The organism is Novosphingobium sp. AAP83 (assembly GCF_001295795.1).
Lineage (GTDB): Bacteria > Pseudomonadota > Alphaproteobacteria > Sphingomonadales > Sphingomonadaceae > Novosphingobium.
The window spans coordinates 114764-130649 of sequence record NZ_LJHY01000022.1 but is presented as its reverse complement, the minus strand read 5'-3'; the positions used below and the strand labels follow the sequence as shown (position 1 = coordinate 130649).

General features: G+C 58.2%; 22 protein-coding genes and 1 riboswitch. Of the genes, 13 read left to right on the top strand and 9 right to left on the bottom strand.

Features of this window, described 5'->3' with window-relative positions; translation table 11 throughout:
- Positions 1–23: 23 nt before the first annotated feature.
- The 3 genes from IP81_RS12290 (at position 24) to IP81_RS12280 (ending at position 1625) form a co-directional block, all read left to right on the top strand.
- Positions 24–377, top strand: a complete 354-nt coding sequence (locus IP81_RS12290) for a hypothetical protein (protein ID WP_231626553.1) — start codon at positions 24–26, stop codon at positions 375–377.
- 86 nt (positions 378–463) lie between these two features.
- Positions 464–868: a DoxX family protein gene (locus IP81_RS12285; RefSeq protein WP_054108284.1), complete on the top strand. Its 405-nt coding sequence runs from the start codon at positions 464–466 to the stop codon at positions 866–868.
- 4 nt (positions 869–872) lie between these two features.
- Positions 873–1625 (top strand): sulfite exporter TauE/SafE family protein, encoded by a 753-nt coding sequence (locus IP81_RS12280; RefSeq protein ID WP_054108537.1) that lies wholly within the window; start codon positions 873–875, stop codon positions 1623–1625.
- On the opposite strand, the gene IP81_RS12275 is transcribed toward IP81_RS12280, so the two are convergent.
- Positions 1615–2214: a GNAT family N-acetyltransferase gene (locus IP81_RS12275; protein WP_157573194.1), complete on the bottom strand. Its 600-nt coding sequence runs from the start codon at positions 2212–2214 to the stop codon at positions 1615–1617. The two genes, IP81_RS12280 and IP81_RS12275, sit on opposite strands and share 11 nt — an antisense overlap.
- 77 nt (positions 2215–2291) lie before the next feature.
- On the opposite strand from IP81_RS12275, the gene IP81_RS12270 reads away from it, so the two are divergent.
- Both IP81_RS12270 and IP81_RS12265 read left to right on the top strand, forming a co-directional pair.
- Positions 2292–2597 carry an alkylphosphonate utilization protein gene (locus IP81_RS12270; protein WP_054108536.1) on the top strand — a complete coding sequence of 102 codons (306 nt, stop codon included), beginning with the start codon at positions 2292–2294 and terminating at the stop codon, positions 2595–2597.
- Positions 2598–2701: 104 nt separating this feature from the next.
- Positions 2702–3136 carry a hypothetical protein gene (locus IP81_RS12265; protein WP_231626550.1) on the top strand — a complete coding sequence of 145 codons (435 nt, stop codon included), beginning with the start codon at positions 2702–2704 and terminating at the stop codon, positions 3134–3136.
- 155 nt (positions 3137–3291) lie between these two features.
- On the opposite strand, the gene IP81_RS20240 is transcribed toward IP81_RS12265, so the two are convergent.
- The gene (locus IP81_RS20240; protein WP_157573193.1) at positions 3292–3456 is read right to left on the bottom strand and encodes a hypothetical protein; all 165 of its coding nucleotides are present in this window, start codon (positions 3454–3456) and stop codon (positions 3292–3294) included.
- A 350-nt stretch (positions 3457–3806) separates the two neighbouring features.
- Here IP81_RS20240 and IP81_RS12255 point away from each other — a divergent pair, with 350 nt between their 5' ends.
- Complete coding sequence (locus IP81_RS12255; RefSeq protein ID WP_054108280.1) at positions 3807–4547, top strand: GGDEF domain-containing protein; 741 nt, start codon at positions 3807–3809, stop codon at positions 4545–4547.
- 3 nt (positions 4548–4550) lie between these two features.
- Here the strand turns inward: IP81_RS12255 and IP81_RS12250 are convergent, their stop codons facing one another.
- Positions 4551–4934 (bottom strand): DUF4440 domain-containing protein, encoded by a 384-nt coding sequence (locus IP81_RS12250; RefSeq protein WP_054108279.1) that lies wholly within the window; start codon positions 4932–4934, stop codon positions 4551–4553.
- Between the two features lie 70 nt (positions 4935–5004).
- Positions 5005–5211 (bottom strand): cold-shock protein, encoded by a 207-nt coding sequence (locus IP81_RS12245; RefSeq protein ID WP_054108535.1) that lies wholly within the window; start codon positions 5209–5211, stop codon positions 5005–5007.
- A 333-nt stretch (positions 5212–5544) separates the two neighbouring features.
- Here IP81_RS12245 and IP81_RS12240 point away from each other — a divergent pair, with 333 nt between their 5' ends.
- Both IP81_RS12240 and IP81_RS21505 read left to right on the top strand, forming a co-directional pair.
- Positions 5545–6012 (top strand): YaiI/YqxD family protein, encoded by a 468-nt coding sequence (locus tag IP81_RS12240; protein ID WP_054108534.1) that lies wholly within the window; start codon positions 5545–5547, stop codon positions 6010–6012.
- 66 nt (positions 6013–6078) lie between these two features.
- Positions 6079–6213, top strand: a complete 135-nt coding sequence (locus IP81_RS21505) for a hypothetical protein (protein WP_255352425.1) — start codon at positions 6079–6081, stop codon at positions 6211–6213.
- Between the two features lie 101 nt (positions 6214–6314).
- Here IP81_RS21505 and IP81_RS12235 read toward each other — a convergent pair whose 3' ends face one another.
- The gene (locus IP81_RS12235; protein WP_054108278.1) at positions 6315–6809 is read right to left on the bottom strand and encodes a hypothetical protein; all 495 of its coding nucleotides are present in this window, start codon (positions 6807–6809) and stop codon (positions 6315–6317) included.
- Positions 6810–6928: 119 nt separating this feature from the next.
- Here IP81_RS12235 and IP81_RS12230 point away from each other — a divergent pair, with 119 nt between their 5' ends.
- Complete coding sequence (locus IP81_RS12230) at positions 6929–7444, top strand: hypothetical protein (protein ID WP_054108277.1); 516 nt, start codon at positions 6929–6931, stop codon at positions 7442–7444.
- Here IP81_RS12230 and IP81_RS12225 read toward each other — a convergent pair.
- The 4 genes from IP81_RS12225 to IP81_RS12210 form a co-directional block, all read right to left on the bottom strand.
- The gene (locus IP81_RS12225) at positions 7441–7830 is read right to left on the bottom strand and encodes a type II toxin-antitoxin system death-on-curing family toxin (protein ID WP_157573192.1); all 390 of its coding nucleotides are present in this window, start codon (positions 7828–7830) and stop codon (positions 7441–7443) included. The two genes, IP81_RS12230 and IP81_RS12225, sit on opposite strands and share 4 nt — an antisense overlap.
- Before the next feature lie 108 nt (positions 7831–7938).
- Complete coding sequence (locus tag IP81_RS12220; protein WP_082356132.1) at positions 7939–8166, bottom strand: AbrB/MazE/SpoVT family DNA-binding domain-containing protein; 228 nt, start codon at positions 8164–8166, stop codon at positions 7939–7941.
- 240 nt (positions 8167–8406) lie between these two features.
- Positions 8407–10302 carry a phosphomethylpyrimidine synthase ThiC gene (gene thiC, locus IP81_RS12215; protein WP_054108275.1) on the bottom strand — a complete coding sequence of 632 codons (1896 nt, stop codon included), beginning with the start codon at positions 10300–10302 and terminating at the stop codon, positions 8407–8409.
- 53 nt (positions 10303–10355) lie between these two features.
- Positions 10356–10463: riboswitch (TPP riboswitch) on the bottom strand.
- A gap of 95 nt (positions 10464–10558) precedes the next feature.
- Complete coding sequence (locus tag IP81_RS12210; protein WP_157573191.1) at positions 10559–11338, bottom strand: hypothetical protein; 780 nt, start codon at positions 11336–11338, stop codon at positions 10559–10561.
- A gap of 250 nt (positions 11339–11588) precedes the next feature.
- Between IP81_RS12210 and crtY the strand changes: the two genes are divergently transcribed.
- Genes crtY through IP81_RS12190 form a run of 4 tightly spaced genes read left to right on the top strand, consistent with a single transcriptional unit; the run spans position 11589 to position 15840 of the window.
- Positions 11589–12785: a lycopene beta-cyclase CrtY gene (gene crtY, locus IP81_RS12205; RefSeq protein ID WP_054108273.1), complete on the top strand. Its 1197-nt coding sequence runs from the start codon at positions 11589–11591 to the stop codon at positions 12783–12785.
- The gene (locus tag IP81_RS12200) at positions 12782–14260 is read left to right on the top strand and encodes a phytoene desaturase (protein ID WP_054108272.1); all 1479 of its coding nucleotides are present in this window, start codon (positions 12782–12784) and stop codon (positions 14258–14260) included. Before crtY ends, IP81_RS12200 begins: the two co-directional genes overlap by 4 nt.
- Positions 14257–14838: a TIGR00730 family Rossman fold protein gene (locus tag IP81_RS12195; RefSeq protein WP_054108271.1), complete on the top strand. Its 582-nt coding sequence runs from the start codon at positions 14257–14259 to the stop codon at positions 14836–14838. The genes IP81_RS12200 and IP81_RS12195 overlap by 4 nt, the downstream gene beginning before the upstream one ends.
- 15 nt (positions 14839–14853) lie before the next feature.
- Positions 14854–15840 (top strand): phytoene/squalene synthase family protein, encoded by a 987-nt coding sequence (locus IP81_RS12190; protein WP_054108532.1) that lies wholly within the window; start codon positions 14854–14856, stop codon positions 15838–15840.
- Positions 15841–15886: the final 46 nt, after the last annotated feature.

Here is a 15886-nt window from a genome sequence, read left to right as displayed (position 1 = left end):
ACTTTAACAAAGGCGGCGCTGGTGTGACTATCGGGTGGAAACTTGATCGGGAACAACGTGCCGCCCTGTTGAAAACCTACCCGCCGCGTTATGCCGATGTAATCGCGGATCACGTCACGTTATCAGTTAGCGGTACTAAAGCGCCACCACACGCGGGCGAAGCAATCATCGTCGGGCACGCTGATGACGGTGCCGGTGTCGAAGCCTTGGTTGTTGCAATAGAGGGATCGACTGCACGGCCAGATGGCAAAGTGTGGCATGTTACCTGGTCGCTGGCCAAAGGCCGCACCGCACGTGAAAGCAACGATGTGATCGCGCGACTGGGTTGGACGGTAAGCAACGGCGAAAAACTCATACTTGCCCCTGCCCTGTGGTGATTGACTTACGCTGTTCATGGCAGCAAGCATCACGTTATGAATAGCGTCCGATATCCCTGCGCGGACTACATGGTTGTGCCAAAACCATGATCCGCACAGCCCTGCTCTGTGGTCTGGCCATCTTCTATCTTGCCGCCGGCATCATTCACATTGCTGCCCCCGCACCGTTTCTGGCAATAATGCCAACATGGGTCCCCTTTCCACAAGCCGTTGTTCTGTGGACCGGTATTGCCGAAGTCCTTGGTGCAATCGGTTTGACCCAATGGTTTGCACCGCAGATTCGCCGTGCCGCAGCCGTTGGCCTTGCGCTCTATGCCGCTTGCGTTTTTCCGGCCAACATCAATCATTTCATCATCGACCTAGCAAAGCCGGATGGCGGGCTTGGGCTTGGCTATCATGTGCCACGGATGTTTGCGCAGCCGCTGATCATCTGGGCGTCACTTTGGGCAGGGCGAGTGACCGACTGGCCATTCCGTACAGAACGTCCCTAACGTGATGCTGTTATCAGACCCGGCAACTCTGGCTTTCTGCGCCTTGGCTGTCATCCTTGTGGGGATGGCAAAAGGGGGGTTTTCAGGGCTCGCGGCCTTGGGTACGCCGATCGCGGCGCTCGTATTGCCGCCAAGTGTGGCCGCGGCAATCCTGTTGCCCATCCTGATCATTCAAGATGCGGTAAGCGTCTGGTCCTTCCGGCATTCGTGGGACAAATGGATCGTTGCATGGATGCTGCCCGGCGCGGTGATCGGCGTCGTGATCGGGTGGAGCATCGCTGCCAGTGTTGACGAAAAACCGATGATGGGGGTGCTTGGTGCTGTCACGCTGTTGTTCGGCCTGTACCGCATATGGGTCGAGCGCGGCGGGCGTGTGGTGGCGGCGTCAACTTCGCCGGGGTGGGTTGGCGGCCTGTTTGGCGTGGCAACCGGCTTTACCAGCCAGATCGCCCATGCCGGAGGCCCGCCTTTCCAGATGTGGGTAACGCCCCGCAAACTGCCGCATCTTACCTATGCCGGAACCAATTCGATCCTGTTTGCCGCGATAAACTGGATAAAGGTGCCAAGTTACATGGCGCTTGGCGTATTCAGCCACGATGTTCTGGTCTCAGCTGCGCTGCTGGCACCCTTGGCCATCATCACCACGCTGGTTTCTGTGCGGATTGTCCGACTGCTGCGTCCGGAGCGTTTTTACACAATCATTTATGCGCTGATGGTATTTCTTGGCGGCAAACTGATCTTTGATGCTATCGTGTAGAGGCGCGTTGCATCGTCCAGAATTGCGGACCGTCACGTGCTACTTTCCAGTTGGAAATCACATCAAATCCCAGCGCGCGATAGAGCCCGACATTACTTTGGGTAGCGGTCTCAAGCACGGCGGGTAATCCTGCCTTATCACTGTGTTCAAGCCCCGCGCGGATCACAAGCCCGCCCAAACCCTGGCCTTGCCTATCCGCCCTGACCGCAGCCATCCGCAAATAGAACTGTTGCTCCCCTGCTGGCAAATGGTGGCCAATCCGCCTGTCTATGCGATCTGCCCTTAGTACGGCTGTCCCCAACATGCGCACGAACCGCAAAGCGGACAGTGGTGTGAGTGCTGTATGATCATGCACGGTTCCTGGCGGTCGCCAAAGCGTAACTGCCTCGCATCCCGGTGTTCCCAAAACCATGCCATGGCGCAGATGATCGACAAACATCCAGTCCATCAGCAGGGGCAACCGACGCGCCCGCACAACGGAATCGGGAAACATCCATGCCATCGCGGGATCATGAGCAAAGGCCATGCTGAGCGTGTGCACAGCCTTTTGCCGATGCTCCTGCCCCAGCTCGATGATTGCCTTATCCAAGACCTTCCACTCCAAACCTTTTGCTGGTCATTCCGTTGCTGCGGTGCCACGGCCAATACCACAAAGCGGGGATTACCATGACCAACGATGAAGAATACGTCTATGACGAAGACAGTGGTGAATGGATGACCGCAGCTGATTTGCAGGCAAAGCAATCTGTCGCCAACACGGTTGAAGTGCGTGATGCGGTTGGCAATCTTCTGGCGGACGGCGATCAGGTAACCCTGATCAAAGACCTTGATGTGAAGGGTGCAGGCCAAACGCTGAAGCAAGGCACGTTGATCAAATCGATCCGCCTGACCGGCGATTCACAAGAGATCGACTGCAAGTACCCGGGCATAAAAGGCCTCGTGTTGCGCGCAGAGTTCGTTCGCAAGCGTTGATTGTGTGCAGGTGCACATCACCGAATTCGTATGTGTTACTACGTAATTTAGGGTATGTTTTTGGCGAACAATCGTTCAAGTTATTGATAAATTGACACTTAGTTATGCCGGTTGCAAAATTCACAACCGCAGTGCCTCCAATTACAATTGCCGCATCGCACCCATCGTATATGCTGCAATGCAACAAGATAAGGGTGCTGAAGGCAATCTTTCCTTATCTAGCAGGAGACATTGCCATGTTTAATTCTTCGTTCGCTATCACCGCAGCCGCTCTTCTTCTCACCGCTCCGGCCGCTGTTGCAAATGCCGCTGAACCCGATGCAGGAAGCTTCACCTATCAAGGCGTGAAGTACGACTACACCGCCGAACAACAGGGCGATGTGAAGGTGCTCAAAGGTTCAGCCTATGCCGGCAAGGTGCCTTTCGAACTGCGTGTTAACAAGCGCACCGTTACGGGTCGTTTCAACGGTCGTCCGGTGTCGTTTGATGTCAAAGACGTGAAGCCAATCGCCAGCAAGGCTGGTACGCTCGCTGATTGAAAGCGTAGCAATACGGGCTTCCCACGTGAATTTGCGGTTCGCAACCACAAGGTAAGTGCAAAACCCGTTAGCCGCATCAGCCTCGCGCTGAACCGGTAAGGATTAAGGGGCGCTCTCGAAAGGGAGCGCCCTTTTCCGCGACTTGGAACCTGATATTAGTGCTTGGTACCGCCTAACACGCGCACGTCCAGGCCGCTGAGCGGCTCTCGTGCGCCGTGTTTGTCGATCACTGCTTCACAGCGTGCCTTGATGGCCTCGTCATCGAGGTCGGATTCAAGCACGTAACGCGCGATGACCTCGCCTTCGAACGTGTTTGTCACACATATGTAGCGGATGTGCGATTGCGATGCGAGTTCATCAAGATCGATACCATCGGCCAGTGTCCAGGATTTTCCACCGTGTGAGCGAATGGGGCGTCCACAATGACGGCATTTTGAGAACAGTGTACCCTGCTCATCCCGGTGCCTGGTGGCCACGGGAATGTGTGAACGCGTGTACCAACACTGCGTCATTGTATAAGAGATGTCTGGCCGTATCAGCATGTTTGCATGGTTACAGCATATGATTAACTTCGCGTTAGGTGGAGCTAAGGCGCACTACCAGTTTGCCTAGATAGAAAAAATATTATTTATTAGCAGTCGCTTAATCACAATCGTCTTAGAATTCGCCGATGGATGGGCAAGACGAACGCCGAACAAAATTTCGCCTTTTTTGCACCGGCGTGCTGGTGACTTTGCTATCGGTTGCGGCCTCAGTGCTGTCAACGCATCTAAGTTTTCAATTGTCCGGCAGCGTTGACTACGCAAGCTCGATAGCCACAGCCGTCGCTATCCCGCTCATCGTCGCACCGGCTTCATACGGCTGGGTTGCCATGCTGACGATGCGGCTCGAGCGGCAAACCAGATTGCTGGAGCGATTGTCAAAAACAGATTCTTTAACCTCGCTTCCCAACCGCCGGGCTTTCATCAATATATCGGAGTCTTGGCTTCAACGCGGCCCGCTCGCCGTAGCGATGATTGACCTAGACCACTTCAAGCACATCAACGATCGCCTCGGACATGCCTTTGGCGACCAGGCGCTTGTTCACGCGGCCAAATTGCTGCGTGACAGCGCTCCCGAGGACGCATGGCTTGCGCGTATTGGCGGTGAAGAGTTCGGCCTGATCTGTCAGTTGGATGGATCACAAACTTCGTTGTCTGAAGACATGTGGATGCTTAAACTGGATATAATGCGCCATCATCTCAATAGCATGCCCCTGATCACACAGGGTCAGGCGGTGCAAATCTCCGCAAGCATCGGCTTTGCGCTCATGCTTCCCGAAGACACACTTGACACTCTTCTATCGCGGGCTGACCGGGCCATGTACGAGGCCAAGAAAGCCGGAAGAAATTGCATTAGAATAGCAGCTTAGCCATCAGCTTAGCGTGACAAATATTTCTGCCACAAGCAACCACAGGCCGCGCACTTCGCGCCATTTTGCGGCGTAGGCACCTGAGGCTGTTGGCGGGATTTGTCCGTCATGCACGCCCTGCCAATGGCCATGTTCCATGGCGATGGACTCCACTGCTGATGCGGTGATTATACTGGTTGTGCGGGTATAGACCATGCGCGGCTTTGCGGAAAATTCGCGTTTCCAGGCAAGCAGTTGCGCTTTGCGTCCGGACACCACAGCGCTGTTGGTGCCGGTGACCATGATCACATCCGGGGAAAGGATCGCGCTGATTGCGGCGATATCTGCTGCGGCAATGGCGCGGTTGAATTCGGCGCGGCGCAGGCGGATGGCAATTTCGGCAGACATTGCCTGCCGTTAGCAGAAGGGCGTCCCCGGCGGCGAGCGAAAAGCTCAGCCGCCGGAAATGCATTGTCGATCAGGCCGAAGCGAGATTGACAGCCGAAGCCTTGCCATTGCGGCCGGTTTCGACTTCATAGGTAAGGCGTTGATCACGCTCAAGAGTTGCCATACCGGCTGCCTGAACGGCCGAGATGTGCACGAAGCTGTCAGTGCCGCCATTGTCAGGCTGGATGAAGCCGTAGCCCTTGTCGGTATTGAAGAATTTTACGGTGCCTACTGGCATGAGCGGTTCCTTTCGAGAACGATGGTTGCCCGGGCGCAAAAGCACGCACGGGCCGTGCGTCGGGTCGTCAATCGAAAGGAAGTCGTCGTCAAAAGCCGCTTTATCCGAGCCGTAAAGCACGAAGAAACAGAGATTTTCTGCCGAAGTCCGTTGGAGTGTTCAACGTCAGCAGCGGCGCATTAGCACGGGCCAAAGCCTTTACCTAATCATTCCGCAGACTGGTGGTTTCATGTGGTGTTTGGGTGGACAAAGTGGGCGTTAGTGGGCGCAACTAGCGCGCTGCCCCGCTTTAACATGGTGGCGCGCGCCGATTTCAGCGGTATGCGCAGATGGATGAGCGATGCCGCCCCCCACACCTCGATCATCCTCGTCGATGGTGATGCCTGCCCGGTCAAGGAGGAGATCTATAAGGTCGCCTATCGCCGCAATGTGCCGGTCACCGTCGTCAGCAATTCCCCCTTCCGCGTGCCGGTGCATCCACTGGTGCGGCGCGTGGTGGTGAGTGATGGATTTGATGCGGCGGACGACTGGATCGCCGATGCTGCCCATGCGAAGGCGGTTGTGATCACCGCCGACATCCTGCTGGCCGACCGCTGCCTGAAAATGGGGGCCTGTGTGCTTTCGCCAGCGGGCAAAGCTTTTACCACCAGTTCCATCGGCAGCCAGATTGCGACGCGGGCGATCATGGCGGATTTGCGCGCAGGCGGCGATATCATGGGTGGCCCTGCCCCGTTTTCAAAAACCGACCGTTCGCGCTTTCTTTCCGCGCTGGACGAAGTGCTGGGACGGCTGTCGCGTTAGCGTTCGCTATTGCCGGGGGAAAGGCGTACTCTCTGCGCGTGGGCAAGTGTCCGCCGGAGAATTATAATGGCGAAGAGCCAAAAGAAGTCGAGCAAGGAAGTCCGCAAACCCAAGGCGGAAAAGCCCAAGAAGCTCAATGCCTCGAACCCGACGCAAAAGACCGGCGTGGTTGCCGGGCTGGATAACATGAAGAAGAACTGAGGGTTGCCGCAACATGCCCTCCCCCGGCCCCTCCCGCAACCGGGAGGGGAGTGTTAAGGCGGTCCCTCCCGTAAACGGGAGGGAGGATTTAGGGTTGGGTTTTAGCGGCAGCGGACGGTTCCGCCGTTATTGCGATTATTGCGGTTGTTCTTGTTGCCGTTATCAATTGCCGAGCCGACAACGGCACCGCCGAGCCCGCCAATGATTGCGCCGAGCAGAGTGCTATCGCCCGGTGCGATAATCGCGCCCGCCGCTGCGCCGCCAAGGCCGCCGACGATCAATCCGGTCGAGCCATCCGAACGGCGGCAGTAGTACCGGTTGTCGCGGCCACGATAGACGCGGTCATTTTCCGACAGCTGGCGTTCGCGATAACGCCCGTTGTTGCGATAATAGCGATCCGCCTCGTAGCGGTTGCCATAGCGCGGATCGGGATTGTTATAATCGTAGCTGCCGTTCTGGGCATAATAGCCCTGATCGTAATAGCCCCACTGGTCGCCAGCAGTATTGGCATAGCCGGGGCGATCATAGCCGGTATCGGTGCATGCGCCGGTCACGGTGAGCGCAGCGAGGGCGGAAAGCATCAGGGCTTTGTTCATAGCACCTACTCCATTGATTGAGCGGGCGCGCGGATGACGCCCGTTGTGTTAAACGCAATGGATGGGGGCGGCAGGTGTTCCCGGCGATTGGCAGGCGGATTCTTGCATAATGGCCGCAGATGGCGCTAATCTTGACGGTGATGAGCCTGATTTCGTTCCGATCCCGCCTGCGCGCGTTTCAAACCATGCGCTGCGACCCGCCCGATCCGGGGTTTATCGCCGATCTTGAGTTTCTGGAAAACCGCGATCTTGATCTGTCGGTGCGGCTTGGCGCGATGCTGGGGTTTAACGCGCTGTTGATCACCATCGGCACGCACCCGATTTCCGCCAGCCCTGGCGCGCCGCTATCGGTTGATGCAGCCACGCAAGCCGGATTGGTGCTGGCCAATCTGGTTGGTCTGGTCCCGCTGGTGGTATCGTGCTTTCTCGCGTTGCGGGCGATGTTGCTGGGCGAGGAATTTGACGCCGAAGGGCTGGAGGGCGACACCGCGCTGCGCCACCGCCTATTCGCCAGCTTCGTCCATTCGATAGACGCCCAAGCCCGCCTGCTGCGCCACGCCATCCGCTGGACCATCGCAGGCGGCGCGCTGACGCTGCTGGTGTGGGCGGCGATCCTGTTTGATAAGATGGTTTAGCGCTGGACCGTGTGCTGGCGGAACCAGTCGGCAAGCTCGGCCTCGGTGAGTTCTCCGGCGGCGAGGGACTGGACGGTGGCAACTGCCTGCCCCGCCTGAAACGCAATTTCGACGCTGTTTAACACAAGGAATGTGCGGGCCAGAACCCAAGCGGTGCGCTTGTTGCCATCGGCGAAGGGGTGATTGCGCGCGATGCCGAAGGCGTGCGCAGCGGCGAGCGCGCACAAATCATCCTCGCCATATTCCCATTGATTGCGGGCGCGGCTGAGCGCGGATTCAAGGGCGCCTTCATCGCGCACACCCGAAGGCCCACCATGTTCGGCCAATTGGCGATCATGGATGGCCAGCGCGAGACGCGCATCAAGCCAGACGGGTTCAAGCCTCACAGGCCCATCCTCAATCCTTCTCGCTCATCCTGAGCTTGTCGAAGGAGGGAATGAAGCCGGTTTTGCACTTGCGCAGCAAGCTTCATTGGCAGTGAATTGCGCATGGCGCTATTTTGCGAGTTCACGCAGGATGTCGCGGTCTTCACGCATCACGCGTTCGGCCACGGTCATCTTTTCAGAAAAATCGGGATCAGCGGCGGTGATCCGGATGCCGTCGGGCGCCTCGGTGACGTAGAGCGTATCGCCCACCCCCGCACGGAGCCGCGCAAGCAGCTCCTTGGGCAGGATGATCCCGGCGGAATTGCCGACTTTGGTTATTTTGACGGGCATGTTCATACGGGCGTTATAACGTAGATTGCGTTTGAGCGCAACGTTGGTTCAACATCCATCTTTCGCTGTGAACTGCACAACGGGTGGATAGATGAATCCTCAAGCGCATGCGGGGTGACGGGTTTTGGGGTGTTGTTTGGGCTGGGGTTGTGTTTGGGGAGAGCCACCACCCCCAACCCCCTCCTCTGAAGAGGAGGGGGCTTTTTGTTGGGGGTGGTTGTGGGTCCCCTCCCCTTCAGGGAGGAATTAGTCGTGTTCGCGGTTGCCTGCGCCGATGTAGAGTTCGCGGCCGCCTTCGTGGTACTTTTCGCTCATGGCTTTCATGCCGGCTTCGGCTTCGGCCTCGTTCACAACGGCTTCTGCCGCGACGAAGGTTTCGATGCCGGCGTTCTGCTTGGCGGCGAATTCGCGGACTTCCTGGCTGATCTTCATCGAGCAGAACTTGGGGCCGCACATTGAGCAGAAATGGGCGGTTTTGGCGCCTTCTGCGGGCAATGTCTGGTCGTGGTACTGTTCGGCGGTTTCGGGATCGAGCGAGAGGTTGAACTGGTCGCGCCAGCGGAATTCGAAGCGGGCCTTGCTGAGCGCATCGTCGCGGACTTGCGCAGCGGGGTGGCCCTTGGCGAGATCGGCGGCGTGGGCGGCGAGCTTGTAGGTGATCACGCCGACTTTCACATCGTCGCGGTCAGGCAGGCCGAGGTGCTCCTTGGGCGTTACGTAACAGAGCATCGCGGTGCCGTACCACCCGATCTGGGCGGCGCCGATACCGCTGGTGATATGATCGTAACCGGGCGCGATGTCGGTAACCAAGGGGCCCAAGGTGTAGAACGGGGCTTCGCCGCAGGCTTCGATCTGCTTGGTCATGTTTTCCTTGATCTTGTGCATCGGCACGTGGCCGGGGCCTTCGATCATGACCTGGACATCTTCGGCCCAGGCGCGCTTGGTGAGTTCGCCCAGGGTGTAGAGTTCGGCGAACTGCGCTTCATCGTTGGCATCGTAGATCGAGCCCGGACGCAAGCCATCGCCGAGCGAGTAGGCGACGTCATAGGCCTTCATGATCTCGGTGATTTCATCGAAGCGTTCATAGAGGAACGATTCCTTGTGATGCGCAAGGCACCACTTGGCCATGATCGATCCGCCACGGCTGACGATGCCGGTCATCCGCTTGGCCGCAAGCGGAATGTAGGGCAGGCGGACGCCCGCGTGGATGGTGAAGTAATCGACGCCCTGTTCGGCCTGTTCGATCAGGGTATCGCGGAACACTTCCCATGTGAGGTCTTCGGCGACGCCGCCGACCTTTTCGAGCGCCTGATAGATCGGCACGGTGCCGATCGGCACGGGGCTGTTGCGGATGATCCATTCGCGGGTGTCGTGAATGTTGCGACCGGTGGAAAGGTCCATCACGGTATCGGCGCCCCAGCGGATCGACCATACCATCTTGTCAACTTCGTTGGCGACATCGGACGCGACGGCGGAGTTGCCGATGTTCGCGTTGATCTTGACGAGGAAGTTGCGGCCGATGGCCATCGGTTCGGATTCAGGGTGGTTGATGTTGTTGGGGATGATCGCGCGGCCACGGGCGACTTCATCGCGCACGAATTCGGGCGTGACATAATCGGGGATCGATGCGCCCCAATCCTGTCCATCGCGGATCAGCGCTTCCTTGGCCTGCTTGCGGCCAAGGTTTTCGCGGATGGCGACGTATTCCATCTCGGGCGTGATGATGCCTTTGCGGGCATAGTGCATCTGGCTGACGTTGGCACCGGCCTTGGCGCGCAAGGGACGCTTGACCACGTTGGGGAATGCGGGGACGCCAGCTGAGCGATCAGGGCCTTTCAGGCCGTTGTCTTCCGGCTTGATTTCGCGGCCCTGGTAATCCTCGACATCGCCGCGTGCCATGATCCAATCGCGGCGAAGCTGTGGCAGGCCGGTGGCGATATCAATGGTGACGTTCGTGTCAGTAAACGGGCCGGAGGTATCGTAAACCCGCACAGGCGGTTCACCACTGCTGGGTTCAAGGCTGATTTCGCGCATGGCGACACGCACGTCAGGAAAGCGCATGCTTTCGACGTGGATCTTGCGGCTGCCCCGGATCGGGCCGGTTGTGACGCCGATTTCGAGCTTGGAGTTAATGTCGGCCATACGCTCATCCTTTAATGGACGGAATGGGAGCGCGGGTCCTTCGACAAGCTCTGGTTGAGCGGACCGGCCCTCCCTCCGCCCGTGCTAACGGGTTCAGGTTCGACGGGTCGGGCAGCGTGACCTGCCCCTCTCAGCCAACACTGGCTCCCCGGGGTGTGGGCAGTGCATAGCGGAGGTATGGGGCGAGGTCCAGCGGTGCGATGCCTGCCAATTGGGGAACATCGCACTGCCGGACAGGACGGGTCATGGAGCGGGATCAGCCCTTGAACAATTCGTCAACCGGACAACTGTCATTCCATATGGCCGACAATACCGCATAGCGCAGGCGGCCCGGATTGATGGCGTTCAATTGGTCTGACGTGAATGGCGCTTTTTCCGGAACGACGATGTCATGCCGGTAGGACACCTCATAGACATCATACTTGTGCCAATCGACATAGGCATAATGCGCTTTGTATTGCTTGGTGGTTTTGTATTTTTTGCTGGTGGTAAGCGTTCTTTGTTCGCTGACGCTGTCGGAAAAGCTGGTCGAGAGGGTTGCCGTTACCGAGGCCGAGGCGACAAGGCCGTTGTAATTTGCCGTTGCCGAAACGCTGGCGGCAATTTCGCGCGAGTAGGTTTCGAGGCTGGACAGTTCGTTTGTGATGGTTTCGGTGACCTCAACGCTGCGGTCAGAGCTTTCGGTCATCGGCGTGGTAATGCGGTGCCATTCGCTCCATTGCGAAATGTCGGCCTCCCAGAACTGTTCGGTGCCCATATCGCTGATGCGCCGGATTTCGCCGCCGGGGTTGGGGAAAAAGCGTCCGTCACGCGCATCGATCCCGAAATATTCGTTGGTGATGAAGGGATTCAGAATGCGCGGTTTGCCGTCGAATCTCTTCAGTTCCTCCCACGGGTTCATAGCAAAAAGCGCTCTGCTGGTGACCAGGTCGCCAGCGACGACGAAGCATTTTCCAATCGTGCCAAAGGGGACGTTTCTCAGCGTGGGCGGGCAATCTGCGCTCCAAAGCGGAGATTTACCTGAATAACCGTCCATAATACTTGCTCCTGTTGACGAGGAGAACGCCTCCCCCAGAAGCGGAATACCATCACTGTGTCGCAAGTGCTGGAACCGACCAGACCGAACATGCGGTTTAAGCCGTGCTTTTGCGGCCTTACCATCGAAAACAAAGCCATAATTTTCGGTTCAAAGTTGCGCCAGTTTGCACATGAGCACCACGCGGGATTGATGCTGCCACCAAGGGCGCTGTTGCACAGGCCTGCGCATCGGCCTAAGCCTGAGCGCGATGAAAGTACGGCAGTGTGATATCGCAATCGTTGGCGGCGGCCTTGCAGGTGGGCTTGTTGCGCTGGCTTTGCGACGCGCGCGGCCGGATATTGCGTTGGTTGTTGTGGAGCAGAGCGATTTGCGTGGCAGGAACCACGTCTGGTCGTTTTTTGGCACAGATGTGGGCAAAGCCGGGCGCGAATTGCTGGATGGAATGGTTGTGGCGGCCTGGCCGGACTATACGGTGACATTCCCTGCATTCGAGCGCAGTCTGAAAACCAGCTATTATTCCATCACGTCTGATCGGTTTGACGCAGTTTTGCGCGCAGAGCTTGGCCAGGACGCCATGATCACCGGCGTTCGTGCGCTGGCATGCAGCACCCGTAACGTAACACTTTCAAACGGGATGCGGATCGAGGCAAAAGCGGTGATTGACGCGCGCGGCATTCCCAATCCGGAACATCTGACGGGTGGATGGCAAAAATTCGTGGGCCAACGGTTGAAGCTGGCTGCACCGCACGGCTTGGACGCACCGGTGGTGAAAGATGTGACAGTTGCGCAATACAATGATTATCGCTTTGTCTCTTGCCTGCCGTTCGGACCGGATGAAGTGTTTATTGCGGATACTTATTACGCGGGCGATGCCCAGCTTGATATCGCAACGTTACGCATGCGGATTGCCGATTATGCCGCTGCGCACGGCTGGGAGATTGCTGAAATCCTGTCGGAAGAGCAAGGCGTGTTGCCAGTGATTGCTGGTGGCGATTTTGACGCGTTCTGGCGTTCGACCGGAGGATCAATCGCGCGGGCTGGTGAACGCGCCGGATTGTTTCAGGCTGTAACACGCTGTTACTTGCCGGATGCAACGCGTTATGCCTTGGCGATTGCACAGCACACCGACATGTCTGGTGCGGGACTGGCAGCATTTTCGGAAAGCTGGGCGCGCAAGCATTGGCGGCGCGGGAGATATCCGCGCGCACTTTCGGCCATGTTGTTTGCAGGCGTCAAACCTGCGCAGCGTCATCGCGTTTTGGAACGGTTCTATACCCTCGACCACCGCCTGATTGAGCGGTTTAACGCTGGCAGGATGACAGCCTTTGACAAGGCGCGCGTTCTGGTCGGCAAGCCACCTATTCCCATCGGCACGGCCATCGGCGTGCTGACTGGCCTCGGCAATAAGCCGCAACCCCTCTCTTTTTCAGGAAACCGCGCATGAAGCGTGCATGTGTAATTGGCGCCGGATTTGGCGGCCTCGCCCTCGCCATCAGACTCCAATCAGGCGGTGTGCAAACCACTTTGATCGAAGCGCGCGACCGTCCCGGCGGGCGGGCTTACGTGTGGGAGAAGGATGGCTTCACGTTTGATGCAGGGCCAACTGTGATCACCGATCCGTCGTGCCTGCATGAATTGTGGGCGCTCAAAGGCCATCGGATGGAAGACGATGTCGAACTGATGCCGGTCATGCCGTTCTACCGGCTGAACTGGCCCGATGGCACAAACTTTGATTATTCAAACGACGACGTGAGCTTGAAGTCAGAAATCGCCAAGCTGAACCCTGAGGACGTTGCGGGCTATGATGACTTTCTGGAATACTCCGCAGGCGTGCTGGAGGAAGGCTATGTGAAGCTGGGTGCAGTCCCGTTTCTTGACTTTGCCAGCATGATCAAGGCGTTCCCGGCGATTGCCCGATACCGGGCATGGCGTTCGGTCTATTCCCTGGTTTCCAGCTATGTCAAAAATGAAAAGCTGCGCGAGGCCTTCAGCTTCCACAGTTTGCTGGTGGGTGGCAACCCGATGACGACCAGTTCGATGTATGCGCTGATCCACAAACTGGAGAAGAATGGCGGCGTGTGGTGGGCCAAGGGCGGCACCAACCAGCTGGTCAATGGCATGATCACGCACTTCCAGCGGATCGGCGGGGAAATGCGGCTGGGTGACCCGGTCACGCATGTATCGACTTTGGGCACGCGGGTAACCGGCGTTGAAACGAAAAGCGGCTGGTCCGGACAATTTGATGCGGTGGCATCAAATGCGGATATCATGCATTCCTATCGCGATCTGATGCCGGACAATCAACACGCCAAGCGCCGCGCCAAGGCGCTATCGAAGAAGAAGTATTCGCCGAGCCTGTTTGTGGTGCACTTCGGTGTCGAAGGCACGTGGCCGGGCATTCCGCATCACATGATCCTGTTCGGGCCACGTTATAAGGGCTTGCTCGACGATATTTACAAGCATGGCGTTCTGCCAGAGGACTTCTCGATCTATCTGCATCACCCGACTGTGACCGATCCTTCGGTTGCCCCCGAAGGCATGAGCACGTTCTATGCGCTGGTGCCGGTGGCCAATATGGGCAAGCTGCCTGTAGACTGGGACGAAGTGGGGCCGATTTTGGAGAAGCGCATTCTGGACGAATTGGGCCGCCGCCTGATTCCGGACATCCACAGCCGTATCGTAACGAAGTTCAGTTACGCGCCGAGCGACTTCAAGGCCGACTTGAACGCTCATATGGGCAGCGCTTTCAGCCTTGAACCGTTGCTGACTCAAAGCGCGTATTTCCGCGCGCACAATCGTGATGATACGATCTCGAACTTCTATCTTGTGGGCGCAGGCACGCATCCGGGCGCTGGTATTCCTGGCGTTGTGGGATCGGCCAAGGCAACAGCGGGGTTGATGCTGGAAGACCTTTCGTGAGACGGATCGCCGTCTATTGCGGATCGGCCACACCCGCTGATGATCGTTACGTTACGCTTGCCCGCGAGATCGGGCAGGAACTGGCACGACGCGGCATTGGTGTAGTGTACGGCGGTGGACGGCTGGGATTGATGGGCGCGGTCGCTTATGGCGCGCTGGATGCGGGCGGCGAAGTGATCGGGGTGATCCCCGAAGGATTGGTCAACAGCGAGGTTGCCAACAAGGACTGCACCGAGCTGCAAGTCGTTTCGGGAATGCATGAACGCAAGAAGCGGTTTACCGACCTGTCTGACGGGTTCCTGACCATCCCCGGCGGCGTGGGCACGATGGACGAATTGTGGGAGGCGGTCAGCTGGGCGCAGTTGGGCTATCACGCCAAGCCGGTGGGGCTGCTTAACGCTTTCGGGTTTTTCGATCACCTGCTGGCCTTTAATCGCCACATGATTGAGGTGGGTTTTATCCGCGAAGCCCATGCCGGGATCATCACGGCCGAGCCCGAGCTTGACCTGTTGTTGGCGCGAATGGCAGCCCATGAACCGCATGTGCCCATTTTTGCGATGAAGGCTGACGACCTTTGAGCTATGGGGCGCATCATGACTTTGGATCACCGCGCCGCTCTCGTTAGTAACGCCCGAACGGCGATCCTCAAAGGCTCGAAAAGCTTTGCGATTGCCAGCCACCTGTTCGACCGCGAAACGCGCGAGCGGGTGTGGCTGCTCTATGCCTGGTGCCGCCGTTGCGACGATATTGTGGATGCCCAAGACCACGGCGGCGCGCTGGGCGACCAGAGCGGAGCGGCAGAGCGTTTGAAGATTGTGCGCGAGCGGACGGCATTCGCCTTTGCCGGACAGGAAACGGGCGATCCGGCGTTTGATGCGCTGGGCCTTGTGGCGCGGGAAACAGGCCTGACGCCGGATATGGCCGAGGCAGTCATCGAAGGCTTCGCGCTGGACGCCGCCGACTGGCAGCCGCAGAACGAAGCCGATCTGATGCGCTATTGCTGGCACGTGGCGGGCGCTGTGGGTGTGATGATGGCGGTGGTTATGGGCGTGCCGCCAGAAGAGGCCGATACGCTTGATCGGGCCTGTGATCTGGGCATTGCGTTCCAATTGGCCAATATCGCGCGCGACATTGCGGAAGATGCCGCCGCCGGGCGCTGTTACATTCCGGCAGAGTGGTTGGCAGAGCAAGGGATACCGGTGGCTGCGCAAATGGAGCCTCAGCACCGAGCCGGGTTGACGCAGATTGTCGGCAAGATGTGCCGGACAGCGCATATCCATGAATGTTCCGCGCGGATTGGTGCCGCGCGGTTAAGGGGGCGGCAACGCTGGGCGATTTTGGCCGCTGCGGGAATCTATGGCGAGATCGCGCGCGAAGTGGCGCGGCGCGGCGAGCAGGCCTGGGACCAACGCATCTTCGTTAGTAACGCGCGCAAGATCGGCTTTGTCGGCAAGGCGGCTTGGGCAGCTTTGCGACCTGTGCCGCGATCATGCGTTATCGCCGCGAGCGAACGTCCGTTTTCGCGAGCGGACCTGATCACCTTATCAAAGGCCAAACCGGCGGCGACGCCTTGGACCTGAATGTGACGGAGTGTGGTGGACCTTGCGCTTTGCCTCGAACATGGCA

What these genes read in the sequence shown, in the direction of transcription:
- IP81_RS21505 (WP_255352425.1), top strand. Translation starts at nt 6,079, where the DNA reads ATGGCGAAGAGCCAAAAGAAGTCGAGCAAGGAAGTCCGCAAACCCAAG.
- IP81_RS12230 (WP_054108277.1), top strand. Translation starts at nt 6,929, where the DNA reads ATGGCGCTAATCTTGACGGTGATGAGCCTGATTTCGTTCCGATCCCGC.
- IP81_RS12265 (WP_231626550.1), top strand. Translation starts at nt 2,702, where the DNA reads ATGCCGGTTGCAAAATTCACAACCGCAGTGCCTCCAATTACAATTGCC.
- IP81_RS12280 (WP_054108537.1), top strand. Translation starts at nt 873, where the DNA reads ATGCTGTTATCAGACCCGGCAACTCTGGCTTTCTGCGCCTTGGCTGTC.
- IP81_RS12220 (WP_082356132.1), bottom strand. Translation starts at nt 8,166, where the DNA reads ATGAACATGCCCGTCAAAATAACCAAAGTCGGCAATTCCGCCGGGATC.
- thiC (WP_054108275.1), bottom strand. Translation starts at nt 10,302, where the DNA reads ATGGCCGACATTAACTCCAAGCTCGAAATCGGCGTCACAACCGGCCCG.
- IP81_RS12255 (WP_054108280.1), top strand. Translation starts at nt 3,807, where the DNA reads ATGGATGGGCAAGACGAACGCCGAACAAAATTTCGCCTTTTTTGCACC.
- crtY (WP_054108273.1), top strand. Translation starts at nt 11,589, where the DNA reads ATGAAAGTACGGCAGTGTGATATCGCAATCGTTGGCGGCGGCCTTGCA.
- IP81_RS12245 (WP_054108535.1), bottom strand. Translation starts at nt 5,211, where the DNA reads ATGCCAGTAGGCACCGTAAAATTCTTCAATACCGACAAGGGCTACGGC.
- IP81_RS12285 (WP_054108284.1), top strand. Translation starts at nt 464, where the DNA reads ATGATCCGCACAGCCCTGCTCTGTGGTCTGGCCATCTTCTATCTTGCC.
- IP81_RS12200 (WP_054108272.1), top strand. Translation starts at nt 12,782, where the DNA reads ATGAAGCGTGCATGTGTAATTGGCGCCGGATTTGGCGGCCTCGCCCTC.
- IP81_RS12240 (WP_054108534.1), top strand. Translation starts at nt 5,545, where the DNA reads ATGAGCGATGCCGCCCCCCACACCTCGATCATCCTCGTCGATGGTGAT.
- IP81_RS12235 (WP_054108278.1), bottom strand. Translation starts at nt 6,809, where the DNA reads ATGAACAAAGCCCTGATGCTTTCCGCCCTCGCTGCGCTCACCGTGACC.
- IP81_RS12270 (WP_054108536.1), top strand. Translation starts at nt 2,292, where the DNA reads ATGACCAACGATGAAGAATACGTCTATGACGAAGACAGTGGTGAATGG.
- IP81_RS12210 (WP_157573191.1), bottom strand. Translation starts at nt 11,338, where the DNA reads ATGGACGGTTATTCAGGTAAATCTCCGCTTTGGAGCGCAGATTGCCCG.
- IP81_RS12190 (WP_054108532.1), top strand. Translation starts at nt 14,854, where the DNA reads ATGACTTTGGATCACCGCGCCGCTCTCGTTAGTAACGCCCGAACGGCG.
- IP81_RS12250 (WP_054108279.1), bottom strand. Translation starts at nt 4,934, where the DNA reads ATGTCTGCCGAAATTGCCATCCGCCTGCGCCGCGCCGAATTCAACCGC.